Origin of the sequence: Parabacteroides sp. AM17-47 (genome assembly GCF_003434625.1) — a bacterium.
Taxonomy (GTDB): domain Bacteria; phylum Bacteroidota; class Bacteroidia; order Bacteroidales; family Tannerellaceae; genus Parabacteroides; species Parabacteroides distasonis.
The window spans coordinates 183,016-195,290 of sequence record NZ_QTLI01000008.1 but is presented as its reverse complement, the minus strand read 5'-3'; the positions used below and the strand labels follow the sequence as shown (position 1 = coordinate 195,290).

10 protein-coding genes are annotated in these 12,275 nt (G+C 44.9%); all 10 read left to right on the top strand.

What is annotated here, in order from left to right:
• Positions 1-7 precede the first annotated feature (7 nt).
• The 10 genes from DW205_RS08410 to DW205_RS08360 all read left to right on the top strand — a co-directional run bounded on the left by DW205_RS08410 (position 8) and on the right by DW205_RS08360 (position 12,271).
• Positions 8-1,528, top strand: coding sequence for a 4Fe-4S binding protein (locus DW205_RS08410; RefSeq protein ID WP_005865161.1), 1,521 nt, complete (start codon positions 8-10; stop codon positions 1,526-1,528).
• Positions 1,529-1,684: 156 nt separating this feature from the next.
• Complete coding sequence (locus tag DW205_RS08405) at positions 1,685-4,204, top strand: DNA translocase FtsK (protein ID WP_005865166.1); 2,520 nt, start codon at positions 1,685-1,687, stop codon at positions 4,202-4,204.
• Positions 4,205-4,206: 2 nt separating this feature from the next.
• Positions 4,207-4,881, top strand: a complete 675-nt coding sequence (locus DW205_RS08400; RefSeq protein ID WP_005865168.1) for a LolA-like putative outer membrane lipoprotein chaperone — start codon at positions 4,207-4,209, stop codon at positions 4,879-4,881.
• Positions 4,882-4,918: 37 nt separating this feature from the next.
• On the top strand, positions 4,919-5,872 hold the full coding sequence (trxB, locus tag DW205_RS08395) for a thioredoxin-disulfide reductase (protein ID WP_005865171.1): 954 nt from the start codon (positions 4,919-4,921) through the stop codon (positions 5,870-5,872).
• Between the two features lie 111 nt (positions 5,873-5,983).
• A complete protein-coding gene (locus DW205_RS08385; protein WP_005865173.1) occupies positions 5,984-6,760 on the top strand; it encodes a glycerophosphodiester phosphodiesterase family protein in 777 nt (258 codons plus the stop codon).
• 12 nt (positions 6,761-6,772) lie between these two features.
• Positions 6,773-8,260, top strand: coding sequence for a glycoside hydrolase family 10 protein (locus tag DW205_RS08380; RefSeq protein WP_005865175.1), 1,488 nt, complete (start codon positions 6,773-6,775; stop codon positions 8,258-8,260).
• A 45-nt stretch (positions 8,261-8,305) separates the two neighbouring features.
• The gene (locus DW205_RS08375; RefSeq protein ID WP_005865177.1) at positions 8,306-8,734 is read left to right on the top strand and encodes a hypothetical protein; all 429 of its coding nucleotides are present in this window, start codon (positions 8,306-8,308) and stop codon (positions 8,732-8,734) included.
• 112 nt (positions 8,735-8,846) lie between these two features.
• Positions 8,847-11,084: a TonB-dependent siderophore receptor gene (locus DW205_RS08370; RefSeq protein ID WP_005865179.1), complete on the top strand. Its 2,238-nt coding sequence runs from the start codon at positions 8,847-8,849 to the stop codon at positions 11,082-11,084.
• A 140-nt stretch (positions 11,085-11,224) separates the two neighbouring features.
• Positions 11,225-11,575 carry a cation transporter gene (locus tag DW205_RS08365; protein WP_005865181.1) on the top strand — a complete coding sequence of 117 codons (351 nt, stop codon included), beginning with the start codon at positions 11,225-11,227 and terminating at the stop codon, positions 11,573-11,575.
• 168 nt (positions 11,576-11,743) lie between these two features.
• Positions 11,744-12,271, top strand: coding sequence for an RNA polymerase sigma factor (locus tag DW205_RS08360; protein ID WP_005865183.1), 528 nt, complete (start codon positions 11,744-11,746; stop codon positions 12,269-12,271).
• Positions 12,272-12,275: the final 4 nt, after the last annotated feature.

The window sequence follows — 12,275 nt, the reverse complement described above, 5'->3', positions numbered from 1 at the left end:
GAAAATTATGTTACGAAAAATAAGAATATTCGCCGCCACCTTTTGCTTTGTGCTGATAACCCTGTTATTTCTTGATTTCACGGGTACGATTCACGCTTGGTTCGGATGGTTGGCAAAGATACAGTTTTGGCCTGCGTTGTTGGCTTTGAATGTCGGTGTTGTGGTAGGGTTGATAATCTTGACTCTTTTATTGGGGCGTGTATATTGCTCCGTTATCTGCCCTTTAGGGGTATTGCAAGATATCATTTCGTGGTTTGCTAGTAAACGGAAGAAATACCGCTTTTCCTATTCTCCCGCATTGAAGTGGGTGCGTTATGGAACCTTGGTTATTTTTATATTGGCTTGTATCGCTGGTATCGGTTCCTTGGTAGCGTTGATTTCGCCTTATAGCGCTTATGGGCGTATCGCTTCTAATTTATTTGCGCCAATCTATCAAGAGGGCAACAATCTATTGGCCTATTTCGCGGAACGTATGGATAGTTACGCATTCTATTCGGTGGACGTATGGGTGCGTAGTCTGGCTACGATGGGAATCGCTATTCTGAGCTTTGTCATATTGGCGATTTTAGCTTGGAGAAATGGACGTACGTATTGTAATACGATCTGTCCGGTGGGTACGGTTCTCGGTTTTTTGTCGAAGTATGCTTTACTTAAACCTCGCATTGATACCGATAAATGTAATGGTTGCGGATTATGCGCACGTAAATGCAAGGCTTCCTGTATCGATTCTAAGAATCATGCGGTCGATTATAGCCGTTGCGTGACTTGTATGGATTGTTTGGATAATTGCCGTCAAGGTGCGATTTCGTATACGAGGGCACGCAAGGCTGATAAAGTTACTTCGGTAAAAGAATCCTTAACGAAGGACACTACGGATGTTTCCCGCCGTCGAGCCTTGTCGGCTACGGCATTGGTAGCCATGTCTTCCGTTTTACATGCCCAGCAGAAAAAACTGGAGGATTATGTGGAGATGAAGAAAGACGGAGGCTTTGCGCCGATTAAAGAACGTAAAGAGCCGAATCGTTTGGCGCCATTGGTTCCTCCCGGAGCTTTGAGTATCGGGAATCTGGCGCAACATTGCACGGGGTGTCAGCTTTGTGTATCTGTCTGCGAGAATCATGTCCTGCGCCCGTCTACGGATCTGATGAAACTGATGCAGCCGAAGATGGCATTCGATAGAGGGTATTGCCGTCCGGAATGTGTGAAATGTTCGGAGGTTTGCCCGACGGGAGCGATCAAACCTATTACGAAAGAAGATAAATCTGCTATACAGATCGGTCATGCCGTATGGGTAAGAGATCTTTGTATTGTCAATACGGACGGTATGAGTTGTGGTAATTGTGAACGCCATTGCCCGACAAAATCGATCCAGATGGTGGCGAAAGATCCGGCAGATCCAAAGTCGTTAAAGATCCCGGTGATCAATACGGAAACTTGTATTGGTTGTGGTGCTTGCGAGTACCTTTGTCCATCTCGTCCTTATAGTGCGATCTATGTAGAAGGACATGAGATGCACAGATCTATTTAATGCCGTTAAAATCTATCCCCAAAAACATGTACGTGTTTCCGCGAAAACATGTACATGTTTTTCAGAAAACACGTACGTCTTTTTTTCAAAGGTTCGTCAGACTCGATTTTTCTATGTACATTTGCGTGTTATAAAAGAATTATTGAGAAACTATTTATGGCAAAGAAGACAACAACAACGAAGCAAAATCATACAGAGCCGAGCTGGTTCGCAGCCTTGAAGACTTTTTTTACAAATGAACGGACCCGTTTCATTACAGGTTTGATTATCTCTATACTAACCATTTACGTAGGGCTTGCCTTGATTTCGTTTTTCTTTACAGGAGCCGCCGATCAAAGTAAAATAGAGAATGTTCCTTTAGGGGATTTGTTGACCAATCGAGGATCGGTAGAGAATTGGACGGGCGTACGCGGGGCGTATTTGTCTGATCTGTTGATGAATCGTTGGTTCGGTATCTCTTCTTTTATGATCCTCTTTTTCTTGGGATCGGTTGGGGCGAAACTCATGAACTTAAATAAAGTATCCTTGTTGAGGCGTTTTTTGTTTAGCGCTTCGGCGTTGATCTGGGGATCTGTGTTTTTTGCTTTTATATTTATCAAGGGATATGAGGATACGTTTATTTATCTAGGCGGTCAACACGGATATTACATCTCGGAGATGTTTATTACCAATATCGGAATCCCCGGTACGATCTTGCTTTTATTAGGCTCATTCTTAATCATCGCTATTTTTACCAGTAAGAAGACAATCCCGTTCTTACAGCGCGTATTTTCTTTAGGTTGGGTGAAAGATCGTTTGAAACGTGAAGGCGAGGTAGATGTCGATCAGACGGAAAAGGAGGATAATGTAATTCCTCGCTCTAAGCCTGTCGTAGAGCAACCGGATGAACAACCGGAAATGGATGAGTATGAGGAGTTCGATACGGAGGCTGAATTGTTGAAAGCCGAAGGGAAAGAAAACCGTAAAACAGTACCGGAATATAAGAACGAAGAGGTCGCTGTTGCTGATGATTTAGTAGTTACGATCGCTCAAGGTGACGACGATCCGATAAACGAAAAAACAGATGAGATAAATACCCCGGAGTCAGAGAATGAGGAGGATGCCGGATTTACGGTGGAAGTTGCCGCCGGTAATGATGAGACCTACGATGCCTCGGCCTTGGGTACGTATGATCCCCGTTTGGATCTTTCCCGTTATGTATTCCCTACCTTGGACTTGCTGAAAGCGTATGATAGTGGGAGCATGGAGATCAATCGGGACGAATTGGCGGAAAACCAACGCTTGATCAAGCAAGCCTTGGAAGATTTCAATATAAAGATCGCTTCGATCAAAGCGACAGTCGGACCTACGGTTACGCTTTATGAGATTGTACCCGAGGCGGGTGTCCGTATTTCTAAGATCAAGAACTTGGAGGATGATATCGCCTTGAGTTTATCCGCTTTGCAGATCCGTATTATCGCCCCGATGCCCGGAAAGGGAACGATCGGTATCGAGGTGCCGAATAAGAATCCTCAGACGGTATCGATGCAATCTGTTATCGCTTCACGCCGATTCATTGAGGGTAAGTATGAGTTGCCTGTGGCGATGGGTAAGACGATTACGAACGAGGTGTTCATGTTCGATCTTTGTAAGACACCGCATCTATTGGTAGCCGGTGCTACGGGACAAGGTAAGTCTGTCGGTCTAAATGCGATCATCACTTCCTTATTATATAAGAAGCATCCATCGGAGTTGAAATTCGTGATGGTAGACCCGAAAATGGTTGAGTTTAGTATCTATTCCAAGATAGAACGTCATTATCTGGCGAAACTTCCGAATGCGGAGAAGCCGATCGTTACGGAGCCAGCTGACGCTGTCGCTACATTGAACTCGTTGGTGATCGAGATGGAAGACCGGTACCGTTTACTGGTGAACGCGAATGTTCGTAATATAAAGGAATACAACGCTAAGTTTATCGAACGGCGGTTGAACCCGCAGAAGGGACATCGCTTCTTACCCTATATCGTGGCGGTAGTGGATGAGTTTGCCGACTTGATCGCAGTGGCCGGACGTGAGATCGAGTTGCCTATCTCTCGTATTGCGGCGAAGGCCCGTGCGGTAGGTATCCATATGATCTTGGCTACGCAACGCCCGGATACAAAGGTGATTACCGGTACGATCAAGAGTAACTTTCCGAGCCGTATTGCCTTTAAGGTTGCTTCTATGATCGATTCACGTACGATTCTGGATGCTCCGGGCGCTAACCGTTTGATCGGACGGGGCGATATGTTGATTGTCGTGGCGGGACAAGAGCCGGTTCGTGTGCAGTGCGCTTTCGTAGATACGCCCGAGGTGGAGGATATCGTGGATTATATCGGTGAGCAGACTGGTTTCCAAACCGCTTATTTGCTTCCGGACTATGTGCCGGAAGGTGGGGAGGCATCAGCTTCGGGAGCAGTCGATTTATCAGATCGAGATCCCTTATTTGACGAGGCGGCTCGTTTGATCGTGATTCAGCAACAAGGTTCTACTTCTTTGATCCAGCGTAAATTCGCTATCGGTTATAATCGTGCCGGACGTTTGATGGATCAATTGGAGGCTGCCGGTATTGTTGGCCCGTTTGAGGGAAGTAAGGCCCGTCAAGTATTGGTGCAAGATGAGTATTCGTTGGAGCAAGTATTAAATGCTTTGAAATAAATATGAGAAGAGAACATAAAATAAGAGTGTGGCGGTGTATCGCGTTTGTCGGATTATTCTTGTGTTTCCTGTTGGGACTAGGAGTGGGGGCGCATGCCCAGAATGCGAATGATATCTTGGGGAAGGCGGCCGCTGCTTATGAGAATTCGAACGGGATAAGCGCTTCTTTTACGATGTTTACCCGTTCTGCCGGTCAGAATGCGGGAGAGAGTTTTGAGGGAACCATCCAGATGAAAGGTGATAAGTTTACATTAGTCACGCCGGATGCGCTTACTTGGTTTAATGGTACGACGCAATGGACGTATGTGGAACGGAACGATGAGGTGAACGTGACGAATCCTACGGGAGAAGAGTTGCAATTTACAAATCCCGCTCTTTTATTAAATAGTTATAAGAAGGGATTCACGGCGGCTTATAAAGGCGAGAGTACGGCACCGAACGGAAAAGCCGCTTACGATGTGGAATTGACACCGAAGAAAAAAGGGGATATCGTGAAAGTGGAGTTGCAAATCGAGAAATATTCAAATTTCCCGGCTCGTATCACGGTTACTTCTAAAAACGGCGTTAGCAGTACGATCCAGATCAGCCAATTGAAAACAGGTATAAACCAACCGGATCGTTTTTTTGTTTTTAACGAAGGGGATTATCCGGACGTAGAGGTGATAGACCTTCGATAATAGAGAATTGAAAATTGATAATTAATACTTAGATACTATGAGCGATTCAGTGAATGAGAAAGTACGTTGCCTTATTATAGGCTCGGGTCCAGCAGGTTATACGGCAGCGATTTATGCTTCCCGTGCGAATTTATCTCCGGTGCTTTATGAAGGAATACAGCCGGGGGGACAATTAACAACAACTACAGAGGTGGAGAATTTCCCGGGATATCCGGACGGTATAACCGGCCCTGAGTTAATGGAAGATTTAAAAAAACAAGCCGTCCGTTTTGGTGCGGATATCCGTTTCGGTATCGCTACAGCCGCTGATTTGGGCGAGGCTCCTTATAAAATTACGATTGATGGTGAGAAAGTGATCGAGACGGAGACTTTGATTATCGCTACGGGTGCTTCCGCGAAGTATCTGGGTCTTCCGGATGAACATAAGTATGCGGGTATGGGTGTATCCGCTTGCGCTACTTGCGATGGTTTCTTCTATCGTAAAAAGACGGTAGCGGTAGTAGGTGGTGGGGATACGGCCTGTGAGGAAGCGATTTACTTGGCAGGTTTGGCGAAGCAGGTTTACTTGATCGTGCGTAAACCCTATTTGCGTGCTTCAAAAGTAATGCAAGAACGTGTCTTCAAGACTCCGAATATCACGGTGCTTTTCGAACATAACACCCTGGGTTTATTTGGAGAGAATGGCGTGGAAGGTGCTCATTTGGTAAAACGTATGGGAGAGCCGGATGAGGAGAAAGTGGATATCGCTATCGATGGTTTCTTCTTGGCGATTGGCCATAAACCTAATTCGGATATCTTCAAGCCATGGATAGATACGGACGAGATCGGTTATATCGAGACAGTTCCGGGAACTCCCCGAACGAAAGTTCCGGGTGTGTTTGCCGCTGGAGATGTCGCTGATCCCCATTATCGTCAAGCTATTACCGCTGCGGGAAGTGGTTGTAAGGCTGCTATCGAGGCTGAACGTTATTTATCAGAGATCGGAAAATAGTTGACAGTTGACAATTGATAGTTGACAGTTGCGACAAGCGGTATTTAACTGTCAACTATCAATTGTCAACTATCAACTGTCACTTGTCATTTGTCAACTAATTTAATTTCCATGAATTTAAAATCTACTCTTCTTTTGCTACTTTGCCTGATGATGGCAGGAATGGTAGCGGCAAAGGATAACACGAAAGTGATCGCCCATCGGGGGTATTGGAAAACGGAGGGCTCTGCTCAGAACTCTATCCGTTCTTTGGAACGTGCCAGCGAGATTGGTGCCTATGGCTCGGAATTCGACGTACATCTTACGGCGGACAATGTGCTGGTAATATTCCATGATAATGATATCCAAGGAAAACATATTCAATCCTGTACTTATGATGAATTGAAAGATTTGCAATTGAGCAACGGCGAAAAGCTCCCTACTTTAGAGCAATATTTGAAACGTGCGAAGAAATTGAAGAATGTCCGGTTAATTTTAGAACTGAAAGCTCATGAGACCCCGGAACGCAACCGTGAGGCTGCTAAAGCTGTTGTAGATATGGTGAAGCGTATGAAATTAGCGAAACGTACGGATTACATATCTTTTAATATGGATGCTTGTAAAGAATTTATCCGTCTATGTCCGAAATCTGAGGTTTCTTATCTGAATGGAGAATTATCCCCGATGGAATTGAAAGAGTTTGGTTTTACAGGATTAGACTACCATTATAAAGTCTTGCAATCTCATCCGGATTGGGTGAAGGATTGTAAAGTCCTAGGCATGACTTCGAATGTCTGGACCGTAGATGACCCTAAATTAATGGAAGAGATGATCGATCTGGGAGTCGATTTTATTACGACTGATTTACCGGAAGAGACTCAAAAAATACTACATTCGCGGGCTCAATAAGGCATTATAAAGATGAGAAAGTTTTGTCTGTTGCTTATCCTGTCGCTGGCTTTACCCGTTTTTTGTCTGTTACAAGCGGTAGAGCCTCCCAAAAAGGAAATTCGTGCGGTTTGGTTGACTACGGTTTATGGTCTGGATTGGCCTCATAAACCGGCTACTACCGAGGCGGGACGAAAAGCCCAGCAACAGGCATTGCTTGATATCTTGGACCGGCTTCAAGAAGCGAATTTTAATATGGTCTTCATTCAGGCTCGCTTGAGGGGAGACGTGATGTATCGTTCGGCTATCGAACCAGTCAGTAAGACATTCTCCGGTAAGTATGGAGAATTACCGGGATATGATCCACTCGCTTTTGTCGTTGATGAATGCCATAAGCGGGGAATGGAATGCCATGCGTGGTTCGTGACTTTCCCGTTAGGAACGGAAAAAAGCGTGAAGGAGCAAGGAAAGCTTTCCGTGGTTAAAAAGAAACCAAAACTTTGCAAACGGCATAATGGAGAGTGGTATTTGGACCCCGGCGTACCGGAGACCGCTGATTATATCTTATCCTTAGTCAAGGAGATCGTGAATGGCTATGATATAGATGGTATCCATTTCGATTATATCCGCTATCCCGAAGAGGCGAAAACATTCCCGGATAAAGCGCTGTATAATAGATCCGGTAAGAAAAAGTCTCTGGCAGACTGGCGTAGGGAGAATATCAACCGGATGGTTTACCGTATTTACGATTGGGTAAAGCAAACGAAACCTTGGGTACAGGTGAGCAGTTCGCCACTCGGGAAATATAATCGTATTGAACGGGTACCTAACGCGGGTTGGACCGCTTACGAAAGTGTCTTCCAAGACCCGAAGATATGGATGCAACAAGGTAAACAAGATATGATTGTTCCGATGATGTATTACCTGCATAAGAATTTCTTTCCTTTCGTGGATAATTGGGTGGATAATTGTAACGGGCGTTTGGTCGTACCCGGCTTGGGAGCTTATCGGATGGACAAGAGTGAGGCGGACTGGGCCGTGAATGATATAACGGACCAGATCGATTATAGCCGTTATTACGGAGGAGCCGGCTGTGCGTTCTTTCGTTGTGGAAATGTCCTGTATAATGATAAGGGACTCTATAAAGAGTTGAGAGACAATTACTATAAGTATCCGGCCCAATTGCCTCCGTTGACTTGGCTGAATGATTCGGTACCTGCCGCTCCGGAGGGCATCAAAGTGGAACGTTTAGATGATGAGTTGCATTTAACTTGGCAGAAACCTGTGTCGGAAAAGCAGGATTTAACTTATACCGTTTATTATTCATTGACGGATTCGATCGACACGGCTTCGGCAAAATCCATATTAGCTACGAATATTTATGGCAACGAGCTTTTTCTTCCTATCGATGTAGAGTCTGAACGTGGGTATACATTTTCTGTAACGGCTTCCACCCGTTACCGGATGGAGAGTGAACCTTCTCCGGATACCTATTATTACCTGTCTAAATTTATCAAGTAAAGGGGGTATTTTGATTTCGAGTTTTTTTGCTTATTTTTGCGGCATATGAGACGATTTGCCACATCCTTGTTTCTTGTAATTCTTGCTTCCTTGATCTTTTATGGGGGAGCGGGGGTTAATTTCGTATCTTATTGTTGTGGCGTTTGCGAGAAAGAGGGAGTGGAGGCTTTATTGGCAGCTAAGTGCTGTGAGATTCATGGACATGATCATAGTCGTGATAAGCTTGCGAATAATACGGTGGAGTGTTGTGGCATGAACGGCTGTGGCATTGAACGGGTTGATTTTGATTGGAATTCTGTAAATATACAAGTACCGGATCTGCAACCAGTCGTACATGATTTGCTCTTCTCCTCTATTTTCGAGAGTTTACAAATCGCTTCCTTATTTGCTGATTCCTATGAGATTAGGGTGACAGGTCCTCCTGTAGCCTGTCCTCGTGTGTACCTTTCTTTATTGACTACGCTTTTGATTTGATTGTATTCGTGAGGGTGGAAGCTGCTCGCTGAATACCCTTTGGTTTTTAAGGTAGGGGATACTCTATCCCTGCGGAAACTGTATTTAACGATTCAATCAAATAACAACTATCATGTTAAGACAATTATATCTGATATTTTTACTGTCCTGTTTGACTTTTACTTTGACTTGGGCCGAGGATTCCGGCAAGAAAGTGAAAGGACGTGTATGTGATGAAAACAAACAACCTATTATCGGTGCAAATGTATATTGGGAAGGAACCCAAAATGGAACCACGTCCGATGTGGATGGAAATTTCGAGTTAGAACGAAAAGGTGACTCCAAGAATCTGGTGGTTAGCTATATCGGTTATATGACTGAGGTCACCCCTGTGGATGAGAAGGACGATGCTATGCAGATTATCTTAAAAGGTGAGATCGCCTTGGATGAGGTCGTGGTTAGTGAGCGCAAGATGGGAACCATCGCTTCCCGTACGAGCGTATTGCAAACTCAGAAAATTACGTACGATGAGATTTGCCGTGCGGCCTGCTGTAATCTGGCGGAGAGCTTTGAGACAAATCCGTCTGTCGATGTATCGTACTCGGATGCGGCTACAGGTGCCCGGCAAATTAAACTGTTGGGATTGGCGGGAACCTACGTACAAATGTTGACCGAGAATTACCCGAATTTCCGGGGGGCCGCTTCCTTATATGGGCTGGATTATGTTCCGGGAGCTTGGATGGAAAGTATTCAGGTGTCTAAAGGAACCTCTTCGGTTAAGAATGGGTATGAGGCGTTGGCCGGACAAATCAACGTGGAATTCAAGAAGCCCCCTACGGCGGATATTTTCTCTGCTAATGTGTTCGCTAGTGATGCCGGACGTTATGAAGGGAATGCGGATGCTTCTTGGCATATCAACGACAAGCTCTCTACCGGTTTATTGGTACACTACTCGAATGATAAAATGCAACATGACGGTAATGACGATGGTTTTCTCGATACGCCGCTAAGGGAACAGGTGAACGTAATGAATCGTTGGTATCATAAATTGGATAAATACGTGGCTCAATACGGAGTTCGCTATCTGCATGAGAGCCGTACCGGTGGGCAGGATACGAAACACCATGATTTCACCGACCCGTATCGGATTCATTTAAATACGAACCGGGCCGAATTATTTACGAAGCAGGCCTATATTATCGATAAGGAAAAGGTAGAGAGCGTGGCATTGATACTTTCCGGTTCTTATCATGAGCAAAAATCAAGATATGACCGTACGCCCTATAATGTATATCAGAATAATGTATATGCCAGTTTGCTGTATGAAAAGGAGTTTACGCCGATGCATAGCTTGAGTACCGGATTAAGTATGAACTATGATGGTTTCGACGAGAATCTGGTTCAATATGCGGGAGGAGAGTCGGTCCGTCATGCCTATGACCGTACGGAAGTCGTGCCGGGAGCTTATGCCCAATATACGTTCAATCTGAATGATAAACTGATCTTATTGGCGGGTGTACGTGCGGATTATAGTACGTTGTATGATTTCTTTGTAACCCCTCGTGTACATATTAAATATAATCCTTTTGACTGGTTCCATATCCGGGCTTCGGCAGGTAAAGGATTTCGGACAGCGAATGTGCTGGCAGAGAACAACTTTTTGTTATCCAGTAGTCGAAAAATGTATATCGCCGACAATCTGGATCAAGAAGAAGCGTGGAATACCGGTGTGAATCTGTCATTTTATATACCTTTGTTCGGGAAGGAACTGAGCTTGAGCGGGGAATGGTATTATACCGATTTCTTGAAGCAAATCGTGGTGGATATGGATAGTGATCCTCATGCGGTTCGTTTCTACAATCTGGATGGGCGTTCCTATTCGAATAGCTTCCAAGTGGAGGCTTCCTATCCTTTTTTCCGGGGATTTACGTTAACGGCCGCTTATCGTTATACGGACGCGAAGACCGATTACCGGAATGAGGAGGGTGTAGCGCATCGATTGAAAAAGCCGTTGGTTAGTGATTATAAAGGTTTATTGACCGCTTCTTATCAAACCCCGTTGAAAAAATGGCAGTTTGATTTGACCGGCCAGTTTAATGGAGGCGGTCGTATGCCGACACCGGATGCGTCTAATCCGTTATGGGAGCCGAATTTTAAGGCTTATACGGTAGTGAATGCGCAGATTACGAAATATTTCCGTCAATGGTCTATTTACGTGGGAGCGGAGAACCTGTTTAATTACAAACAACCGAATCCGATTATCGATGCCAGCAATCCCAGAGGGGATAACTTCGATGGATCTATGGTGTGGGGACCGGTGCATGGACGGAAAATTTATGCGGGTATCCGCTTTAATATAAGCAGGGATTGACACGTATATACGTGTAGGCCTATGCGTATACTGGTGTGCCTCTACGCCTATATACGTGTAGCCCGATGCCTATAGTGGTACTTTTCTTTTGGTAGATATGAATGGATAATTAGAACTATTAATATTAAAAACGATTGATTATGAGACGATTAATTATGTTATTGTTTTGTGCTGTATGTACGGTATCGATGACATTCGCCCAAGACGCGAAAAAGAAGAAGGACTCTGTGACATTCTTTATCGAAGCGATGGATTGTGATCACTGTATCAAGAAGATCGAGAAAAATATCGCTTTCGAGAAAGGAGTGACCGACTTGAAATGTGATCTGAGCACCCGTACGGCCATTGTGACTTACAAGACGGATAAGACTTCGAAGACTCGCTTGGCCGCGGCCTTCAAAAAGATCGGTATGGAAGCGGTTCCGGTAGATAATGGCGCCGGCTGTCCGGTACCTCCGGCGAAAAAAAGTGAGCATACTCACGCTCATTAACATGGAAATTCATAAGAACATCTTATCTTTGCAGATGTTCCGTGAGGGCGGGCCGGAGTGTCCGCCCTGTTTATGAAATAATTTTTCTACGGAATGCAGCGTTTGTTTAATTATTTACATCCTAATATTGTACAGTCTCCAGAAGGGAGACGTTCAAGGCACGACTGAATGAATGAGCTACAACTGATAGAGGGTTGTCGGAAGGGGGAGAGACGAGCTCAAAAAGAGCTTTATGATGCGTATTCCCGAAAAATGATGGGAGTTTGCCTTCGTTATGTGAACGACAGGGAAACGGCTCGTGATTTGTTGCAGGATGGCTTCGTGAAAATCTTTACCAGTATGGATTCCTATACAGGGAGTGGTTCATTTGAGGGGTGGATGCGGAAGATCTTTGTTAATTGTGCGTTGGAATATCTGCGAAAGTCGGATGTGTTGCGTGAAGCGACCGATCTTGACAATACGGCGGAACTGATTCAACCCGATAGTTCGGCTATCTCGGACATGTCGGCGGCTGAGTTGATGAATCTAGTGAAGGAGTTGCCGGTTGGCTTCCGTACCGTATTCAATATGTTCGCGATAGAGGGATATTCTCATAAGGAGATCAGTGAGATGTTGAACATAACAGAGAGTACTTCCCGTTCCCAATATACCCGTGCCAAGCAGTTATTACAACGTAGAATTAACGCATTGTATTGAGATA